Source organism: Mesorhizobium sp. 131-3-5, assembly GCF_016756575.1.
Classification (GTDB): domain Bacteria; phylum Pseudomonadota; class Alphaproteobacteria; order Rhizobiales; family Rhizobiaceae; genus Mesorhizobium; species Mesorhizobium jarvisii.
Genome location: NZ_AP023254.1, coordinates 690,871 through 709,339, shown reverse-complemented (window position 1 = coordinate 709,339; position 18,469 = coordinate 690,871). Strand labels below are relative to the sequence as shown.

Annotated in this window: 16 protein-coding genes and 1 pseudogene; 7 read left to right on the top strand and 10 right to left on the bottom strand. The window is 63.5% G+C overall.

Annotated elements, in window-relative coordinates; genetic code table 11:
- Positions 1–32: 32 nt before the first annotated feature.
- The 3 genes from JG747_RS03360 to JG747_RS03350 form a co-directional block, all read right to left on the bottom strand.
- Complete coding sequence (locus JG747_RS03360; RefSeq protein ID WP_202361147.1) at positions 33–689, bottom strand: methionine ABC transporter permease; 657 nt, start codon at positions 687–689, stop codon at positions 33–35.
- Positions 670–1,767 (bottom strand): methionine ABC transporter ATP-binding protein, encoded by a 1,098-nt coding sequence (locus JG747_RS03355; protein WP_202361146.1) that lies wholly within the window; start codon positions 1,765–1,767, stop codon positions 670–672. The genes JG747_RS03360 and JG747_RS03355 overlap by 20 nt, the downstream gene beginning before the upstream one ends.
- 93 nt (positions 1,768–1,860) lie before the next feature.
- A complete protein-coding gene (locus tag JG747_RS03350) occupies positions 1,861–2,715 on the bottom strand; it encodes a MetQ/NlpA family lipoprotein (RefSeq protein WP_064985314.1) in 855 nt (284 codons plus the stop codon).
- 248 nt (positions 2,716–2,963) lie between these two features.
- Between JG747_RS03350 and hpaR the strand changes: the two genes are divergently transcribed.
- Positions 2,964–3,467 carry a homoprotocatechuate degradation operon regulator HpaR gene (gene hpaR, locus JG747_RS03345; RefSeq protein WP_202361145.1) on the top strand — a complete coding sequence of 168 codons (504 nt, stop codon included), beginning with the start codon at positions 2,964–2,966 and terminating at the stop codon, positions 3,465–3,467.
- A gap of 45 nt (positions 3,468–3,512) precedes the next feature.
- Positions 3,513–3,806 (top strand): annotated as a pseudogene (locus tag JG747_RS03340) (helix-turn-helix domain-containing protein); the annotation flags it as partial.
- A gap of 11 nt (positions 3,807–3,817) precedes the next feature.
- On the opposite strand, the gene JG747_RS03335 reads toward JG747_RS03340, so the two are convergent.
- From JG747_RS03335 to JG747_RS03325, 3 genes are read right to left on the bottom strand one after another with little or no spacing between them, the layout of a single operon-like run.
- On the bottom strand, positions 3,818–6,475 hold the full coding sequence (locus JG747_RS03335; RefSeq protein WP_202361144.1) for a glycoside hydrolase family 99-like domain-containing protein: 2,658 nt from the start codon (positions 6,473–6,475) through the stop codon (positions 3,818–3,820).
- Positions 6,468–7,748 (bottom strand): rhamnan synthesis F family protein, encoded by a 1,281-nt coding sequence (locus JG747_RS03330; protein ID WP_167470447.1) that lies wholly within the window; start codon positions 7,746–7,748, stop codon positions 6,468–6,470. Before JG747_RS03330 ends, JG747_RS03335 begins: the two co-directional genes overlap by 8 nt.
- Before the next feature lie 22 nt (positions 7,749–7,770).
- Positions 7,771–8,646 carry a glycosyltransferase family 2 protein gene (locus JG747_RS03325; RefSeq protein ID WP_032920834.1) on the bottom strand — a complete coding sequence of 292 codons (876 nt, stop codon included), beginning with the start codon at positions 8,644–8,646 and terminating at the stop codon, positions 7,771–7,773.
- Positions 8,647–9,012: 366 nt separating this feature from the next.
- Between JG747_RS03325 and JG747_RS03320 the strand changes: the two genes are divergently transcribed.
- From JG747_RS03320 to JG747_RS03300, 5 genes are read left to right on the top strand one after another with little or no spacing between them, the layout of a single operon-like run.
- Positions 9,013–10,221 carry an ABC transporter substrate-binding protein gene (locus JG747_RS03320; protein ID WP_019862401.1) on the top strand — a complete coding sequence of 403 codons (1,209 nt, stop codon included), beginning with the start codon at positions 9,013–9,015 and terminating at the stop codon, positions 10,219–10,221.
- A 12-nt stretch (positions 10,222–10,233) separates the two neighbouring features.
- Positions 10,234–11,013 (top strand): ABC transporter ATP-binding protein, encoded by a 780-nt coding sequence (locus JG747_RS03315; RefSeq protein WP_019862403.1) that lies wholly within the window; start codon positions 10,234–10,236, stop codon positions 11,011–11,013.
- Positions 11,006–11,716: an ABC transporter ATP-binding protein gene (locus JG747_RS03310; RefSeq protein ID WP_202361143.1), complete on the top strand. Its 711-nt coding sequence runs from the start codon at positions 11,006–11,008 to the stop codon at positions 11,714–11,716. Before JG747_RS03315 ends, JG747_RS03310 begins: the two co-directional genes overlap by 8 nt.
- Positions 11,717–11,723: 7 nt before the next feature.
- Entirely contained in the window at positions 11,724–12,611 is an 888-nt protein-coding gene (locus JG747_RS03305; RefSeq protein WP_069090670.1) for a branched-chain amino acid ABC transporter permease, read from the top strand.
- A 22-nt stretch (positions 12,612–12,633) separates the two neighbouring features.
- A complete protein-coding gene (locus tag JG747_RS03300) occupies positions 12,634–13,605 on the top strand; it encodes a branched-chain amino acid ABC transporter permease (RefSeq protein ID WP_202362223.1) in 972 nt (323 codons plus the stop codon).
- Positions 13,606–13,681: 76 nt separating this feature from the next.
- Here the strand turns inward: JG747_RS03300 and JG747_RS03295 are convergent, their stop codons facing one another.
- The 4 genes from JG747_RS03295 to ggt all read right to left on the bottom strand — a co-directional run bounded on the left by JG747_RS03295 (position 13,682) and on the right by ggt (position 18,439).
- Positions 13,682–14,074 (bottom strand): lysozyme inhibitor LprI family protein, encoded by a 393-nt coding sequence (locus tag JG747_RS03295; RefSeq protein ID WP_064985303.1) that lies wholly within the window; start codon positions 14,072–14,074, stop codon positions 13,682–13,684.
- 144 nt (positions 14,075–14,218) lie between these two features.
- On the bottom strand, positions 14,219–15,199 hold the full coding sequence (locus JG747_RS03290) for a 2-dehydropantoate 2-reductase (RefSeq protein WP_202361142.1): 981 nt from the start codon (positions 15,197–15,199) through the stop codon (positions 14,219–14,221).
- 66 nt (positions 15,200–15,265) lie between these two features.
- On the bottom strand, positions 15,266–16,786 hold the full coding sequence (locus JG747_RS03285) for an acyl--CoA ligase (protein ID WP_202361141.1): 1,521 nt from the start codon (positions 16,784–16,786) through the stop codon (positions 15,266–15,268).
- 66 nt (positions 16,787–16,852) lie between these two features.
- Positions 16,853–18,439 (bottom strand): gamma-glutamyltransferase, encoded by a 1,587-nt coding sequence (gene ggt, locus JG747_RS03280; protein WP_202361140.1) that lies wholly within the window; start codon positions 18,437–18,439, stop codon positions 16,853–16,855.
- Positions 18,440–18,469 lie beyond the last annotated feature (30 nt).

The following is an 18,469-nucleotide window of genomic DNA, read 5'->3' as shown; positions in this document are numbered from 1 at the left end:
ATTGACAGTTTTAGTGGGTCCGAGGCACCGGCTCACCCCTGCCGATACAGCCGCGCCACCAATCGATCCCCCGCCCACTGGATTCCACACACCAGGATGATCAGCACGATCACCACCGCCACCATCACCGAGGTCTCGAAGCGCTGGTAGCCATAGCGGATGGCGAGGTCGCCGAGGCCGCCGGCGCCGATGGCGCCGGCCATGGCCGAGGCGCCGATCAGCGTCACCAGCGTTACCGTGAAGCCGGCGACGATGCCGGGCAGCGCCTCGGGCACCAGCACCTCGCGGATGATCGTCCAGCGGTTGCCGCCCATGGCGCGCGCCGCTTCGATCAGGCCGTGGTCGACCTCGCGCAGCGAAACCTCGGCGATGCGGGCGTAATAGGGCGTGGCGGCGATCGACAGCGGCACGATGGCGGCCCAGGTGCCGATCGAGGTGCCGACGATCAGCCGCGTCAGCGGGATCAGCGCCACCAGAAGGATGATGAACGGCACCGAGCGGAAGCCGTTGATGACGGCGCCGAGCACGCGGTTGACCCACAGGCTCTCGGCGATGCCGCCGCGTTCGGTTGATATCAAGGCCAGCCCAAGCGGCAGGCCGAAGACCAGCGAGATCAGGCCGGAGGCGGCCATCATCAGCACCGTCTCCCAGATCGAACGCAGCAGAAGCTCAAACAGGATTGGCGACATGGCCAAGCACCTCCACCCGCGCCTGGCGGGCCTTCAGGAATGTGATGACGGCAGCGAGATGGCTCGCATCGCTGCCGGGAACGGAGAGAAACAGCGTCCCGATCGGCTGCTGCTGGATATGGTCGATGCCGCCATGGACGAGGCGGAAGGCGCCCGGAACAGAAGTGGCAAGGTCGGACAGCAATGGTCCACGCGCGACCTCGCCAGCCACATCGATACGCAGGATCGTCTCCGCGCCGGAAGCCGGCAGCAGCCGCGCCGCCAGTTCGGCCGGCAGTTGCGGCCGGATGGCGCCGAGCAGGCTTTTGGTGATGTCCGATTGCGGGTCGGCGAACACCGACCAGACCGGCCCCTCCTCGACGATGCGCCCGGCATCGATCACCGCCACACGGTCGGCGATCGAGCGGATCACCTCCATCTCATGGGTGATCAGCAGAATGGTCAGGCCAAGCTGCCGGTTGATGTCTTTCAGCAGCGCCAGGATCGAGCGCGTCGTCTCCGGGTCGAGCGCCGAAGTTGCTTCGTCCGACAACAGCAGCGCCGGGCGCGCGGCCAGCGCCCGGGCGATGCCGACGCGCTGCTTCTGGCCGCCTGACAGCGATGCCGGATAGGCCCGGGCTTTCTCCGACAGGGCAACAAGTTCAAGCAGCTCCGCCGCCCGCGCCAGCCGCTCGGCCTTCGGACGGCCCTCGATCTTCAGCGGCAGCGCCACATTGTCCTCGACCGTCTTGGCCGACAAAAGGTTGAAGTGCTGGAAGATCATGCCGATGCGTCGGCGCAGCGGCTGCAGGTCACGCTCGCCGAGCTGGCTGATCTCGCGACCCTCGATGAACACCTCGCCGGAATCGGGCCGCTCCAGCCCGTTCAGGCAGCGGATAAGCGTCGATTTGCCGGCGCCGCTGCGGCCGATAATGCCAAGGATCTCGCCCTTGCGCACCGTCAGCGAGATGCCGTCGATCGCCGGCGTGGCGCCAAAGTGGCGCTTCAGGTCGACAAGGCGCACCACGTCTTGCGACGCGTCGGGTCTCGCGTGGTTCGGATCGGCGATCGCCTGGGATGCCGTGATATGCTGGTTCATGCGTGTTCCTGCTCTCGCCATCCGAAAATGCAAGTGCGGCCCGCGCTCAGGCGCGGACCGCATTTGCTCTCGAACCGGGCGTCCGGTCGCGGATCAATAGGCGCTGAGGCCGGTGCCCTTGTAGACCTTGTCGAACTCGGCCTTGACCGCGTCGTTCTGGTACGAGGCCACCAGCGTCTTCACCCAGGCGTCGTTTTCATTGCCGACCTTGACCGCGATGAAGTTGCGGTACGGATTGTCGGCAATGGGTTCCTGCGCGATGCGGTTTTCCGGCGTCAGGCCGCTCTTCAGCGCCCAGTCGGTGTTGACCACGGCGGCGTCGAGATCCTCGACCGAGCGGCCGACGATGCCGGCATCAAGTTCCTTGATCTCGACCTTCTTGGGGTTCTCCGCAATGTCGGCGGTGGTGGCCAGAATGCCGGTACCGTCCTTCAGCTTGATCACGCCCTCGTTCTGCAGCACGCGCAGCGCCCGGCCTTCATTGGACGGGTCGTTCGGCACGCCGATGACAGCGCCTCCCGGCAGGTCGGCGACCGCCTTGTACTTCTTGGAGTAAAGGCCGATCGGCCAGACCCCGGTATAGCCGACGCGCACGATGTGATAGCCTTGAGTCTTTATCTGGTTGTCGAGATAGGGCTGGTGCTGGAAGGCGTTGGCGTCGATCTCGCCGCGCTCGAGCGCTTCGTTGGGCTGCGTGTAATCGTTGAACACCACGGTCTCGATGGTCAGGCCCTTCTCGGCGGCCTGGGCGACCACGACGCGCCAGACATCCTCGTCCTCGCCGCTGATGATGCCGACCTTGATTGCCTTCTTGTCCTCGGCGAAGGACGCATGCGGCGCCATCAGGCTGCCGACCGCGACGGCCGATGCGAACAGCAGAGCAAGGCCGCCGCGCCGGTTGAGGGTTGACCAAAGGGAAGAGGGCAAAGTGTTGTTGACGTCGGACATGATTGATCTCTGCGGTTGTGAAGTCATGACAGCAAGGCGGATTGCCCAAGCTTGGTCACATCGTCAGAAATTCTATCGATTTTATCAAAGAACGTGTTTCGCCGTTCTCGGCAAAGCCGGGAATATTCTCTCAAAAATCTGAAGGGCGGGAGCACAAGACGGCGCCGGACCGACCATGGCGCCAGCGCGCCGCGATCCGGGGACATCGGAAGTCAAGCCTTGCATCAGGCCTGAGGCGACGATACGGGATGAAGGTGACCGGCTTTAGGGCTAGCGCTCGGCAAAGCCTGCCGATTGCAAGCCTGCGCTGGAGAGAATTTCACTTGCTGCCCGAGAACACCCGCCGGTCCTTACCAATGGCGCTGCTTCATGCCCGCGAAGTGGTGATGGCGCGGTTTCGCCCGATGCTCGCCGCGCATGACGTCACCGAGCAGCAATGGCGTGTGCTGCGCGTGCTGAGTGAGGCCGGCCCGGTCGAGGCGACCGAGCTCGCCGATCGTGCATCGGTGCTGCCGCCCAGCCTGACGCGCATCATCAAGGCGCTCGAGGGCCGAAGGTTCATCACCCGCAACAAGGCGGAAGGCGACGGCCGCCGCGTCGTGCTGACCATCGCCCCGGCCGGTTCCGCCCTGATCGACGCCCTGTCGCCCGAGCGCCGCGTCATCTACGACGACATCGAGCGGCGGCTTGGGCATGAGAAGCTAGAGCTGCTGCTCGATCTCCTGGAGGGTCTGATCGAGGGTGAGAGCTGAGGCGTTCGGTTCGTCGCGGCAGAACTTTCCACGGTCATGCGCATTTTCCGCGATAACTGGCCGGTCGACCGCTACGTCGAGACGCTGGCCACGACGCCGCATCTTCTCGACAAGGCCGCGCGGATGTTGCTGGGCAGCGGCGTCAAGCGCGTCGTCAGCGAACGGCGGTTGCTGGAAGCCAAGCGGCTCTTGCTGTTCACCGTGCGCATGGTCGAAGACATCGCCTACGAGATCGGCTTCGACGACCCCGCCTATTTCCCAAGGTTCTTCCACGGACGCGTCGGCGAAGCGCCTGCCGCCTGGCGGCGGAAGCAGTTGCACGGCGCTGATCGTACATAGGCGGGCATAATTTAGTTAGGCACGATGATCGGAACCGCGGGCGTCTGGCCTGCAACCTTCCGCATGGTCGACAGCAGGCGCGGAAAGACCTGGTCGGTGGAAAAATGCCGCCGCGCCTTGGCGCCCGCCTGCCTGCCGAGCTGCATCCGCAACGGCTGGTTCCGGATCAGTTTCAGCGTGGCATCGGCCATGGCGGCCGGATCGACCCGTTCGACGATGATGCCGGCATCGTCCTCGACGAAATCCGGCGCCCCGCCGCTGCCTGCGAAGCAGATCACCGGCAACTCGGCGAATGCCGCCTCCAGCATGACGCGGCCGAACGGCTCTTCGCGGGATGTCAGAAGAAACAGATCGGCAGCCCGAAGATAGCCGCTCACATCGTCGACATCGCCCAGAAATGTAACTTTTTCGTCCAACCCGTCCGCCCGCATCCGGTCGAGGTGCTGCGACCAGGTGCCGAGAACCTCATCCCGTTCCCGCTCCGGAAACGAGCCGAGCCAGTAGAAATGATAGTCCTCAATCCCCCGCACCCGAAGAATTCGGGCCACCTCGATAAACAGGTCGGCACCCTTGCGGAATGGCATTGCGAGGCCGGATCCCAGGACGATGGTCTTGTCCACGGGCCAGCCGGCCAGCCGGCGACGTTCAAGACGCTGGATTTCCGTCTGACCGGGATCGGCGCCGGGCTGCGGAACCGCGCTTGGAATGACGTCGATGGCGTTCGTTTCGACCTTGTGCTCGGCCACCAGGTAGTCCCGAACGCTTGGCGAACACGCAACGAATCTCCGCGTGTGGGAAACGACATCCTCCATATCGTCCTTGGCGTATCGGGCGACGCTCGCTGCCAATTCCCTGGCATGCGTCAGGATAGGAATGTCCAGTTCACCAAGCAGCGCATGCACACGGCCGGTGGCCAGGCTGTTGCAATAGATCAGGTCCGGTCTGCCACCGTACCAATCGGCGATGCGGACCAGCTTCGTGGCGGTCGTCTCGGTCGGCGAAACCAGATCGTCCAGAAGGGCGGTATCGACGATGCGTCGAAACTGTTCGAGCCGTTCACCGCCTGCCAGGCACAGCACCTTGACCTCCAGCTCCGTGTGCGATTGCAGCCATTGGACGATGTCGATCAACGAAGCCTGCGCCCCACCGAGAGCCGCATCGTGCGAAACGAACAAAACGCGCCAGGACGCATCCCCGGGGAATTTACCGGCCGCTGACGGAGCCGACAGGACGTTCCGCGTCTCTTGCAGATAGGCATAGCCATAGCGGGCGTCGGGCTCGAGATAGGCTCCCTCCGCCCACTCGTTCCAGGCATTGACGAAGATCAGGCGGCTGTCGAAATCGGCGAAACGATCGCACGTATCGGCGACCGCGTTGGCGAGCCATTCTGCGTAGCGCGACGGTGATGCGTTCATCAGAATGTGGGCTGCCTCCATTCTCCGTGCGGTGTTGTCCCAGGAAGGGCAAAGTCCGCGAAACAGCGTGTAGGGAACCTGTGGGTAGGCGCGGCTGCGATTGAGGAGCTCCGTCCAGTCGAAGATCTTTCCCCTGAAGCCGCTCTTGAGCGTTGGAATTCTGTCGCTGATCTCGCGAAATTTCCCAAGATTCGGTGGAAATTCGACGGCAGCGTCGAATCCGAATTTGGCGGGATCGTCCTTGTCGAACGACTGCGGATAGGCAAGAAAAATCTCGCCGATGCCGGCTTCCCGGCAATAGGCTCTCCAGCGTTGTGCTGTTTCAGCGGCTGACGGAAACAATCCGGGCCGGTAAATCATCAGGAGTGGCTTGCCGCCGATGCGGATGTATCGCCGGTCGCGAAAATAGCGGGATACATATTCGATGAAGGCCAGGTCGTCTTCGGGTGAATGCGATTGCGCAATCAGCACCTCCTGCTCGCGCCCATCCCAACGGCGGCTCCAGGGTTCATTTGCCCAATTGATGCAGAAGCCCAGTTCGTGCGCGTCATTTTCGACAAATTGTGTGATCGGCATCTCGAGGACGCGCTTGCCGTTGAACCAGTAGAAGTGAAAGCAGAACCCCGAGATGCCGTACTGAAGGGCAATCTCGATCTGTTCCTTCTGGATGTCCTTCACCCTCAGATCGTAGAAGCCGAGGTCCGCCGGCCGCCTGGGCTGATAATGATCGTCGAACTGCGGCGTCGCGCGTGTCACATTCGTCCATTCCGTGAAGCCCTTTCCCCAAAAGGCGTCATTTTCAGGAATCGGATGAAACTGTGGTAGGTAGAAGGCAATGAGGCGCGCCTTTAATGCGGCGGGTCGCCTCTCGTTGGATCGCGGCACGTAGGTGTCGGGTCTCTGGATGGCGCCGGCATTTGTGCCCGGAGCACGTCGGGGGCTGCGCCCCTCGCTCTTGCCGAAACGAATGTAGTGATCCAACGGATTCATCGACGCGGCGGCCACGTCGGGATTTTTCGCCAGATAGTATTCGTTGTCGAAGTCCGGACTCGGGTTTCGGGACTCCGCGGCACCGTACCTGATGTAATGCAGGATCGGATCTTTCCCGCTCCGGGCTAAATCCGGATTTTGAACCATATACCACGACACATCGAACAGGCCGCTGGCCCGAATTCGTTGCCGCAGGCGAAATCTCTTCCATCGGCTTCTGCTGGTGAGCGATCTTACAAAGATCAAAAATTCGGATCTATCCAATCGGGTCTGCCTCGCGGGAATCCGTCGTCATGTCACCATCCGAGGCAACGCCGATCTTTGTGCAGATCATTCCAAGAACACGCTCGAGGGCATGCTGCAATGTGCCGTCTTGTTGGCCTGCCTCTTCGGGAAAGGCTGCCAAAGGCAGATCCAGCCGTCGCAGTGGTTCCAGCGCGCCGCGGCGGACCCAGAACATCGTCCCGGCAAAGAAATCGAGGCGAGAACCGGGCATCCCCATTGCCTCCAGCAGATTGAGGGCCATCGCCCTGTTCTCGCCCCACGCAGCCTTCTCCCCCTTCCATTCATTGGGCAGCCGAAAGCGTCTGGATCCAATCATCTGGGTTTCGGGGGAACGCTCGAACTCAGCGATGATGCGGTCGACCACGCCGCGGGATCCGATCAGGTCGAACGCGCTCACCTGGCGCCAGATCTCGCCGAGAACCATGCGCGGCCCGCTCTGCCCCGACTTCTTGCCATGCAGCTTGCAGATAAGATCGAAGGGATCGAACTTTCCTTCGCGAAGCAATTGGATGAAAGGGCCGACGTCGCGGCCACGATTTTCGTAGACCGTGATCTCGGCACCCGGAAATCTTGCCTGAACGCGTTGCGCAAGTGCCGCGTCAGGCTGGGTCAGCGTGAGAAAGAGCTGGAATTGACGACCGGTTGCTTCCAGCAACGCCTCGAACTCGGGCCAGAGATCGGGGTAATGCAGGTGAAGCGCTACGGCAATCTTCGGCTCGACGGTGGGCCGGCGCTCGGGGGCCTCGGCTGGCGGACCATCAAAGTGCCGCGACAGGGTCTTCTGCAGATTGTCGCTTGCAGTGCCAAAGCCCCAACCGGCAAGACTGCCGAGCGCCCGGGCCAATTCACGCCCTTGCGATCCCGAGACGTGGAAAAGAGGCTGCAAGACCAGGCCTTCGCCAAGCGGCAGCTGAAATCGCTTGTGGCGACGGCGCCGACGCAGCAGCGCGCCAATATCCCCGATGGTTAAGGGCCTAACACGCGCCGCAACGACGTCGCCTCTATCAAATTGCAGCACCAGGCCGCCTTCGCTGCTTGTGAGCAGATAGGACGTCCGCGTGGTGACCGGCACATAGACGGTTCTGTCCGCATGTCCGGGGCGGCGCACATCGAGCCGGAGAAACGGCATCCACCTCTCTGTCGGCCGAAACTCGACGATATAGCGTCCTGGCGCGTGGATGTGGATTTCGCTCACGGCACTGCTTGGGTCGGCGTCGCTTTTTCGCGGCTCGCTGGACAGGACATCAGGCAAGGCGCCCCTCGTGTCGGCAGCGTCAGGCGACATAGCCGCCGTTCCGATTCGCGCGCGATCGGTCAAGGATGCTGTCGAATATGCCAATCAGTCGGCCCAGGGAATTGATCAATCTGTTTCGATTAAGCGTCAGGCAATAGAAGCCAATTTTCGTCGAGTAACGGAGTATGTCCACAAACGGGCTATAGGCGATGCCGTATTTCTTGCGCAAGTGGATCTCCGATCGCATCTTCGAGCGATACCGGAAAATGCGCGACCGGGTTGATTGCGCAACCGACGTGCCAATGTCGTGGACAGCATGCGCGCCGCTGACAAGGATCATGGGTTCGTCACGCTGCAGCAGACGATATGAAAGGTCGTCATCTTCGAAATACAGGAAAATATCCTCGTCAAACCCGCCCGTATCGAGGAAGAGCGTTCGTTTGATCATAAACACGCCGCCATTGACGAAGCGGACGCAACAATCTCCCCAGACCTGCCGGATGCGTGTGGGCAGCGACACGCCGGAAAGGCGATCGATCTCGCTCTCCTCGCGAAACCAGAGCCGGCCATCCACCGTATTGGTGCGCGGCACGAAGACGCCGCAATTTGGATAGCGTTCAGCCGCCTGCATGAGCGCATCGACGGCGTCCGTCCCAAGACGCACGTCGGGGTTGACGAACAGCAGAAACTCCCCCGTCGCCGCCGCCGCCCCGATGTTGCAGGCGCGCCCGAAGCCGAGGTTTACAGGATTGTCGATACGATGAACGGCAAGGCCGGACAGCGCGGTGGAAAGATCGTCAGTACTTGCATTGTCGACGCATACGATCTCCACCCCTGGAGGCAGGCGAGCGAGCGCGCCCCGCACGGTATGCGCGCTGTTGTGCGTCACAGTAATGGCAGTTATCGACCTGTTCATTGCCAAAGCCACCCTGATACCTCAGTTGGCTTCCCCCGTGGAAAGGCTAGTGATCCGTACGCAATCTAAGCGTTGCGACTCCGGCGGTCGAGTCAATACTCCCGACTAAGTTCGTGGGCATGGACGCGCGGTCTCGCCAAGCCGCCGGTCACGGTTCACATAGTCTTGCTGCTTCCGAGGTTTCCGGCTGGCGTGATCGCCAATCGGCTTGGCTGCCCTCGGTAAACTCCCGGCGAGGAAGGGCTGCTTCGAACCAGAAATCCGCATCGGCCCCTTGCCGTTCATCCCCATCTTGCTCATGTTCAATACCGCTTGCTGGTGATCGTCCGGGGGAACGGTCGGATTCATCATGGGAGGAAGTCGATAATGAAGGTATGCTATTTCGTTTCCGCCGCGCTTCTTGCCGCGGCCGCTATCCCCGCCTCGGCCGCTGAAATTTCCGACGGAAAAGTCAAGATCGGCATCCTCAATGATCAATCCGGCGTCTATGCCGATTTCGGCGGCAAATGGTCGGTCGAGGCGGCCAAGATGGCGGTCGAGGATTTCGGCGGCAAGGTACAGGGCGCGCCGATCGAGATCATCAGCGCCGACCATCAGAACAAGCCTGACATCGCCTCCAACATCGCGCGGCAATGGTACGACACCGAACAGGTCGATGCCATCATGGAGCTGACAACCTCATCGGTCGCGCTCGCCGTCCAGGGGATTTCCAAGGAAAAGAAGAAGATCGACATCGTTACCGGCGCGGCAACCACCGATCTCACCGGCAAGCAATGCTCGCCCTACGGCTTCCACTGGGCCTATGACACCCATTCGCAGGCGGTGGGAACCGGCGGCTCCCTCGTGCAGCAGGGCGGCGACAGCTGGTTCTTCGTCACCGTCGACTATGCGTTCGGCTATTCGCTCAAGGAGCAGACCGCCAAATTCGTCGAGAGCCACGGCGGCAAGGTGCTGGGCGAAGTGCGTTATCCTCTGGGGTCGACCGATTATTCATCCTTCCTCCTGCAGGCGCAGTCGTCGGGCGCCAAGGTCATCGGGCTGGCCAATGCCGGCCTTGACACGTCCAATTCCATCAAGCAGGCGGCCGAATTCGGCATTGTCCAGGGCGGCCAGCGCCTTGCGGCACTTCTGTTCACGCTGGCCGAGGTACATGGGTTGGGCCTTCAGGCCGCGCAGGGCGTCGTGCTGACCGAGGGCTACTACTGGGATCGCGACGACAAGAGCCGCGAATTCGGACAGCGCTTTTTCAAACGCACCAACCGCATGCCGAACATGATCCAGGCCGCGACCTATTCGGCGGTGACGCAGTATCTGAAGGCGATCGACAAAGCCGGCACCGACGAGACCGAGGCCGTCGCCAAGCAATTGCATTCGATGCCGGTTGACGACGCCGTGACGACCAACGGCAAGGTGCAGGCGGACGGCAACATGGTCCACGACATGTATCTCTACCAGGTCAAGGCGCCCAGCGAGAGCACCAAGGACTGGGACTATTACAAATATCTCGCAACCATCCCCGGCAACGAGGCCTTCCTGAGCGAGAAGGAAAGCGGCTGTCCAACCGCGGCCCAGTGATCGGCGCGGCCCGTGGCGCCGTCTGATCTCAACGCCGACGAGCCGCCGGTGGTGCTCTCCGCCCGCGGGCTGCGGCGTGATTTTGCCGGCTTCGTCGCCGTCAGGAATGTCGATCTCGACGTCCGCCATCGCAACATCCATGCGCTGATCGGGCCTAACGGCGCCGGCAAGACGACCGTTTTCAACCTGCTCACCAAGTTCCTGGCGCCGACCAGCGGCAGGATCGAACTGCTCGGCCACGACATCACCCGCACGCCACCGGCAAAGGTGGCGCGCATGGGGCTGGTGCGCTCGTTCCAGATATCGGCGATCTTTCCGCACCTTAGCGTGCTCGACAATGTGCGCGTCGCATTGCAGCGGCCGGGTGGGCTCGGCGTCCAGTTCTGGCGTTCCCTGGCGGCGCTCGATAGGCTGACGCCGCGAGCCGTCGAACTGTTGCGCTCCGTTGGTCTCGACGACGCCAGGAACAGGCTGGCCGGCGATCTTTCCTATGGAAGGAAGCGCGCGCTGGAGATCGCCACGACCCTGGCTCTCGACCCGAAGGTGCTGCTGTTGGACGAGCCGATGGCCGGCATGGGGCATGAGGACGTCGCCATGATTTCCGACCTCATCCGTTCGGTGGCGAGCGAGCGCGCGGTGCTGATGGTCGAGCACAATCTGACTGTTGTCGCCGATCTCTGCGACTGGATAACCGTCATGCAGCGCGGCGAGGTGCTCGCCGCCGGCGACTACGCGACGGTCAGCCGCGACGAGCGCGTGAAGGTCGCCTACATGGGCACCGCCGATGATTAGTGCCGCCCCCCTGCTTGCGGTCCGCGGCCTCAACGCCTGGTATGGCGAGGGCCATGCGCTGCACGGCGTCGATCTGGAGGTGTTTGCGGGCGAGACGGTCACGCTGCTCGGCCGCAACGGCGTCGGCAAGACGACGACGCTGCGCGCCATCATGGGGCTGATCCGCACTCGGACCGGCGAGGTCGTTTTCGACGGTGCGGATCTGATGCGCCTGCCGCTGCACCGCACCGCGCATCAAGGCATCGGCTTCGTGCCGGAGGAGCGCGGCATTTTCGCGACGCTGACGGTCGACGAGAATCTGGTGCTGCCGCCGGTCGTCGCCGAGGGCGGCATGAGCGTCGCGGAGATATTCGACCTCTTCCCCAATCTGAAGGAGCGCCGCAACAGTCCCGGCACGAGGCTGTCGGGCGGCGAACAGCAGATGCTGGCGATCGCCCGCATGCTGCGAACCGGCGTCAAGATGCTGCTTCTCGACGAGCCGACCGAGGGCCTGGCTCCCGTCATCGTGCAGCGCATCGGCGAGTTGCTGGTGACGTTGAAGAAGCGCGGCATGACGATCCTGCTGGTCGAGCAGAATTTCCGCTTCGCCAGCCGTGTCGCCGATCGCTTCTACCTGATGGAGCACGGCAAGGTCGTCGCCGGGTTCCCGGTCGGCGAACTGACGAACCGCATGGGGCAGCTCCACGACGTTCTGGGTGTATGAGGACGCCATGACGATGATCTTCGGAATCCCCGTCCAGGCACTGCTTGGCCAATTGCTGGTGGGGCTGATCAACGGCTCCTTCTACGCCATGCTGAGCCTGGGTCTGGCCGTCATATTCGGCTTGCTGCGCGTCATCAATTTCGCCCATGGCGCCCAGTATATGCTCGGCGCCTTCGTCGGCTACCTGCTGCTGACCCATCTCGGCATCGGCTATTGGCCCGCGCTGATCCTCGCGCCGCTGATCGTCGGCCTCTTCGGCATCGTGGTCGAGCGCCTGGCGCTGTCGCGGCTTTACGACACCGATCCGCTCTATGGCCTGCTTTTCACCTTCGGTCTCGCGCTCGTGCTCGAAGGCATATTCCGCTATTACTACGGCGTGTCGGGAAACCCCTACGCCGTGCCGCCGCTGCTTGCGGGCGGCACCAATCTCGGCTTCATGTTCCTGCCCAACTATCGCGGCTGGGTCGTGGTCGCCTCGCTGATCGTCTGCTTCGGAACCTGGGCGCTGATCGAGAAGACCAGGCTCGGCTCCTATCTGCGCGCGGCAACCGAGAATCCCCGTCTCGTCCAGGCCTTCGGCGTCAACGTACCGTTGCTGCTGACACTGACCTACGGCCTCGGTTCCGCCCTTGCCGGGCTTGCCGGCATTCTGGCCGCCCCCGTCTATCAGGTGAGCCCGCTGATGGGATCGGATCTCATCATCGTCGTCTTCGCGGTCGTCGTCATCGGCGGCATGGGGTCGATTCTTGGCGCGATCGTCACCGGCTACATGCTCGGCCTCGCCGAGGGCCTGACCAAGGTCTTCTATCCCGAGGCCTCCAACCTCGTGGTCTTCGTCATCATGGCGATCGTGCTTCTGGTCCGGCCGGCCGGCCTGTTCGGAAGGGATGCCTGACATGTCGGAAGGGACATCTGACATGGCCGGGCTGTCGCGTCGCGAGACATCAGCCGGAACCCCGGCATGGCTCGAATGGACGCTGGTCGGGCTCGGCATAGCGGCGCTGCTGGTAGCGCCCTTCCTGGTTTACCCGATCTTCCTGATGAAGATGCTGTGTTTCGCGCTGCTTGCCTGCGCGTTCAATCTCCTGCTCGGCTACACCGGCCTGCTGTCGTTCGGCCACGCCACCTTCTTTGGCGGCGCCGCCTATTTCACCGCGCATGCCGTCAAGGTGTGGGGCTGGCCGCCGGAAGCCGGCATCCTGCTCGGCATGGCGGGCGGCGCGCTGCTCGGCCTGGTCATGGGCTTCTTCGCCATTCGCCGGCAAGGCATCTATTTCGCCATGATCACCCTGGCGCTATCACAGATGTTCTTCTTCTTCAGCGTGCAGGCGCCTTTCACCGAGGGTGAGGACGGCATTCAGGGCGTACCGCGCGGCATGCTGTTCGGTGTCCTCGACCTGAACGTCTCGCTGAATATGTATTACTTCGTGCTCGCGGTATTCCTGATCGGCGTTTTCGCCATCTGGCGCATCGTCAATTCACCCTTAGGCATGATCCTGCGCTCGATCCGGGAAAACGAGAGCCGCGCCATTTCGCTGGGCTATTCCGTCGCCAACTACAAGCTCGGCGCCTTCGTCATGTCGGCGGCGCTGGCCGGGCTGGCAGGCTCCCTCAAGGCGATCGTCTTCCAGTTCGCCACGCTCACCGACGTCACCTGGCAGATGTCGGGTGAGGTGATCCTGATGACGCTTCTGGGCGGCATCGGCACTATGGTCGGGCCGATTGTCGGCGCCAGCCTCGTCGTCGGGCTGGAGAACACGCTTGCCACCTCCGGTTTCCCGGTGACCATCGCCACCGGGCTGATCTTCATGGTGTGCGTGCTGGTCTTCCGGCGCGGCATTGTCGGCGAACTTTATGCGCGGCTTCTCAAGCGACAGGGCAAGCACTGATCAGTTCCAGATCGACCGGGCGCGATTGATCGGGCCACGCCAGGGTGCCGGCGAACGATGACCCCCGGTTGAGCGACTACGGGTTTTGCTGGACACGTTTTTCGAGTTCGGCTGTGCGCGCGCTCAAATCGTCCAATTCAAAGCTTTGAGATGTAAGGAAAGCGGCCGATCCGTTGTTCGGATCGGCGGCAAGACGATGCGCTTCCCGCAGATGATGTTTCAGCCAGGCGCGCTGCTCGCGCTGCAACCGGGCACGTTGAGGGCCTTGTTCGCGATGCATCAGCGTATTGTAAGCCGCGTTCAACCTGGCATCGAACTTGTCGATCTCGACTTTCCCGCAATCCAGCATTTCCGACGTGGCACCGCCGGACCGGTCGACGCACGCTTTCATTTCATCATCGCTCTGCGCCATCGCTGGATGAGCCGTTGTCATGGCCAGAATTCCGAAGAGGCAGGCATATCGGAGCATGGAGGCGGTTCCTTGATACCAAAGGCTGGATGCGGGTCAGGGCATATCTGTTTCGGCACGCCCATCTCGGATCGGCAACGAGGGCGGCCCACGATATGTTGGGCAGGGCGTCAGCGCGTCAAGGTTCGGCCCGCCGTGCCGCCATCACCCGTAACACCCCCGCTCCACTGCCAGCCGGCGCACCAGTGCTGACACCGTGTCTATGGTCGGCGTCGGCTTGTCCGTCAGCCGGCCAAGCTCCTGCACCGCGCTCACCAGCGCGTCGATTTCCATCGGTCGGCCGCGTTCCAGGTCCTGCAGCATCGAGGTCTTGTGCTCGCCGACATCGCCGGCGCCCTTGATGCGGCGGTCGACCCCGATCGGAAAACGCACGCCGAGGCTTTCGCCGATCGCTTGCGCCTCCAGCATCATCGTGCGGGCAAGCGCGCGGGTGCCTTCGTCGGCGACGATTGCGGCAAGCGTGGAGCCGGTCAGCGCCGAGATCGGGTTGAAGGAGAGGTTGCCCCACAGCTTCACCCAGATTTCGCTGCGGATATCCTCGCGCACCGGCGCCTGCAGGCCGGCCTTGACCATTTCCTCCGCCAGTCGCGTCACCCGTTCGCTGCGTTCGCCCGAGGGCTCGCCGAGCGAGAACCGCTTGCCCTCGACATGGCGGATGAGGCCGGGCGCGTCGACCTCGACGGCGGGATAGACGACCGAGCCGATGACGCGCTCCGGCCCGATCCGCTGCCAGATCGCCCCTCCGGGATCGACCGCGCTCAGCCTTGTGCCTTCGAGCGGCCCGCCCAGTTGATGGAAATACCACCATGGCACGCCATTCTGCATGGTGACGACGGATGTGTGATCCCCGAGCAGCGGCGCGATCTGGTCAAGCGCCGGGGTCAGCGAATGGGCTTTCAGCGCCAGCACGACAATGTCTTGGACGCCGAGCTTTTCGGCGTTGGCGGCGGCTCTCACAGGCGCAACCGATTCCTCGCCGTCCTCGATCAGGCGCAGGCCGTTTGCCTGGATCGCTTCCAGATGCGCGCCGCGCGCGACGATCGACAGGTCGGTACGGCCGGCGAGCGCCAGCTTGGCGGCGAGATAGCCGCCGATGGCGCCGGCGCCGAAAATGGTGATCTTCATCTTAGTGGCCTTTTATTTCATGCATGTCGTTATCTTGGAACCGAGGACACTTCCAAGCGACATGCATTAGAGCCCGAGCTTGGCGGCAAGCCCGATGCGCTGCAGCTTGCCGGTCGCGCCCTTGGGGATCTCGTCCAGGATCAGGATCTTGCGCGGCACCTTGAAGTCGGCGAGCCGCGTGGCGGCATGGCTGCGGATGTCGCTTTCGGTGGCGATCATGCCTTCGCGCAGCACCACGGCCGCCGCCACCTCCTCGCCGAGCTTGTCATGCGGCATGGCGAAGGTGACGACCTGCGCCACCGCCGGATGATCCATCAGCACATCGTCGACCTCGAGCGGCGAGATCTTTTCGCCGCCGCGGTTGATGATCTCCTTCAGCCGTCCGGTGACGCGGAGATAGCCGTCCTCGTCAAGCACGCCCTGGTCGCCGGTGTGGAACCAGCCATGCGCGAAAGCCGTGGCGTTGGCATCCGGGTTCTTTTCGTAGCCCACCGTGACATTGGGTCCGCGAATGACGATCTCGCCGGTCTCGCCGGCTTTCAGCAACCGCCCGTCGGGCGCCATGACAGCCACGTCCGGGCCGGCGGAGGCACCGACGCTGCCCGGCTTGCGCTGGCCCGGCGGCAGCCGGTTCGACGCCATCTGGTGCGCCGCCTCGGTCATCCCGTAGGATTCGATCACCGGACAGCCAAAGGTCGCTTCCAGTTCCCCCATCACTTGCGCCGGCAGCGATGCCGAGGACGAGCGGATGAAGCGCAGGCGCGCCGCCGCCAGCACTTCTGCATTGCGCGCCGCTCGGGGCAGGATCGCCTGGTGCATGGTCGGCACCGCCGTGTACCAACTTGGCCTGGCATCGGCGAGCCACTGGAAGAAGCGCAGCGCGTTGAAGCCTGGCGTGCAGTAGATGCTGCCGCCCGCAGCCAGCGACGACAGCACCGCGGCAATCAGGCCGTGAATGTGGAACAGCGGCATGATGTTGAGGCAGCGGTCATCGGCGCTCAGGCCAAGGGTTGCGCCAATATGGGTGGCCGAAGCGGCTATGTTGGCATGGCTGAGCGGCACCAGCTTGGGCCGCGATGTCGTGCCCGATGTGTGCAGCAGAAGCGCGATGTCGCCTTCCCGCGCCATGTCGGGCGCCGCCTGTGGGCCGATCGCCGCGCCCTCGATGGTGAAGGAGCCGGCAGGCGCGTCGGCTTGCACGACAAGCCTGAGCACGCCGATGCCGAGACGTTCGGCAACCGCCACCGCCGGACCGGTCTCGGTCTCCGAAACCAGGATTGCCTTGGCACCGATATCGGTCAGGTAAAAATCCAGCTCGTCGGCGCGGTACGCAGGATTGAGCGGCGCCGTCGAGGCTGTCGCCGCCACAGCGACGAAGGCGGTGGCCATCTCCGGCCCGTTCGGCAACACGATCGCCACCCTGTCGCCCCGGCCGATGCCGAGCGCATGCAGCCGCTCGGACGTGGCCTTGATCAGGGCGCGCAGCCCACCATGGGTCAGCGTCGCCCTGTCGGGCGCCAGGATCGCCGGCGCGTCGTCGGCGCCTGCGGCGAGGCGATGGGAAAGGTCTTTTGAATTCGTGCTCATGGTCACCGACTATTGTTCCAATCTGTCGAAATCCAGCAGCGACACACAGTGTGAAGCCGGCGGCCCTCAATATCCCAGCGCCATGCCGTCCTTGCGCGGATCGGAGGCGCCGGTCAGCGTGCCTTTGTCCCAGTCGATCAGCACCGCCTGGCCGCCACCGAGCGGCTGGTACGGCTCGACGACGCGATGGCCGCGCTCGCGCAAGCCTTCGATCGCAGCAGTGGGAACGCTGCGCTCCGCCTCCACCGTGTCATCATTGTAGAACACACGCGGCGCATCCAGCGCCTGCTGCGGGTCCATGCCGAAGTCGATCATGTTGGTCAGGAGATGGACATGGCCGAACGGCTGGTAGCCGCCGCCCATGACGCCGAAAGGCATCACCACGCGGCCATTCCTGGTCGCCATGCCCGGCATGATCGTGTGCATCGGCCGCTTGCCGGGCGCGATCGCGTTCGGATGCGCCGGGTCGAGGCGGAAGCTCGAGCCACGGTTCTGCAGCACGACACCGGTCTTCGGCCCGACGACACCGCTGCCGAAGGAATAATAGGTCGAGTTGATGAAGGAGACCGCATTGCGGTCGCGGTCGACGATCGAGATATAGACCGTGTCGCTGCCCGGCAGCTCCAGGCGCGGCAGATGCGTCATGGCGCGGTCGCGATGGATTTCGGCGCGCAGCCGGTCGGCATAGGCGCCGGACAGGAGCTGCTTTATCGGCACATGAACCTGGTCCTGGTCGCCGACGAAACGGTCGCGGTCCTGATAGGCCAGGCGACCGGCCTCGATCTCCAGATGCAGGCGCTCGGCGCCGTTGGGGTCGAGGCCGCCGAGCTTGAAGCCGGACAGAACGTTCAGCATCAGCAGCGCCGTCAGCCCCTGGTTGTTCGGCGGCATCTGGTGGATGTCATAGCCACCATAGGCGGTGCTGACTGGCGCCACATAGTCGCCCTTGGTCGCGGCAAAATCCTCGTGGCTATGCAGCCCGCCCAGTTCGTTGAGCCGGCGCACCATGTCGTCGGCAACGGCGCCTTCGTAGAAACCGACGCGGCCATGCTTTGCGATTATCCGCAAGGTGGCGGCGAGTTCCGGCTGGCGGTGGATGTCGCCGGCCTTCGGCGCCTGGCCGCCTGGCAGGAAGATGCGCGCGGCGTGTTCGTCGGCGGTAAGGTCGATCTCCGGGTCCGCCCAGTCGAAGGCGACGCGGTCATGCACGACATAGCCGTCCTCGGCATAATGGATGGCCGGCGCCAGCACCTCGGCAAGGTCCTTGCTGCCATGGTCATCGAGCAGCCGGCACCATGCGTCGATGGCGCCCGGCACGGTCACCGCGTGAGGTCCCTGCTTGGGAAGCTCGCTGAAACCCTTGTCGAGGTACCAGTCGACGGTGGCCTTGGCGGGCGCGCGGCCCGAACCGTTGAAGGCCAGCACGTCGCCTTGTCCCTTCGGGCAGTAGAGGACAAAGCAATCGCCGCCAATGCCGGTCGATTGCGGCTCGACCACGCCCTGCACGGCGGCGGCGCAGACGGCGGCGTCCATGGCGTTGCCGCCGGCACGCAGCATCTCGATCGCGGCAAGGGTCGCAAGCGGGTGTGAGGTCGCGGCAATCGCTTGCGTGGCACGAACCGGGGAGCGGCCGGGAAACTGGAAATCACGCATTGTCGTCTGGGTATCCCATGGTCTGATGAA

Coding starts and splice junctions, on each gene's coding strand:
- ggt (WP_202361140.1), bottom strand. CDS start 18,439: ATGCGTGATTTCCAGTTTCCCGGCCGCTCCCCGGTTCGTGCCACGCAA.
- JG747_RS03355 (WP_202361146.1), bottom strand. CDS start 1,767: ATGAACCAGCATATCACGGCATCCCAGGCGATCGCCGATCCGAACCAC.
- JG747_RS03320 (WP_019862401.1), top strand. CDS start 9,013: ATGAAGGTATGCTATTTCGTTTCCGCCGCGCTTCTTGCCGCGGCCGCT.
- hpaR (WP_202361145.1), top strand. CDS start 2,964: ATGAAGGTGACCGGCTTTAGGGCTAGCGCTCGGCAAAGCCTGCCGATT.
- JG747_RS03285 (WP_202361141.1), bottom strand. CDS start 16,786: ATGAGCACGAATTCAAAAGACCTTTCCCATCGCCTCGCCGCAGGCGCC.
- JG747_RS03360 (WP_202361147.1), bottom strand. CDS start 689: ATGTCGCCAATCCTGTTTGAGCTTCTGCTGCGTTCGATCTGGGAGACG.
- JG747_RS03305 (WP_069090670.1), top strand. CDS start 11,724: ATGACGATGATCTTCGGAATCCCCGTCCAGGCACTGCTTGGCCAATTG.
- JG747_RS03300 (WP_202362223.1), top strand. CDS start 12,634: ATGGCCGGGCTGTCGCGTCGCGAGACATCAGCCGGAACCCCGGCATGG.
- JG747_RS03350 (WP_064985314.1), bottom strand. CDS start 2,715: ATGTCCGACGTCAACAACACTTTGCCCTCTTCCCTTTGGTCAACCCTC.
- JG747_RS03290 (WP_202361142.1), bottom strand. CDS start 15,199: ATGAAGATCACCATTTTCGGCGCCGGCGCCATCGGCGGCTATCTCGCC.
- JG747_RS03325 (WP_032920834.1), bottom strand. CDS start 8,646: ATGAACAGGTCGATAACTGCCATTACTGTGACGCACAACAGCGCGCAT.
- JG747_RS03310 (WP_202361143.1), top strand. CDS start 11,006: ATGATTAGTGCCGCCCCCCTGCTTGCGGTCCGCGGCCTCAACGCCTGG.
- JG747_RS03295 (WP_064985303.1), bottom strand. CDS start 14,074: ATGCTCCGATATGCCTGCCTCTTCGGAATTCTGGCCATGACAACGGCT.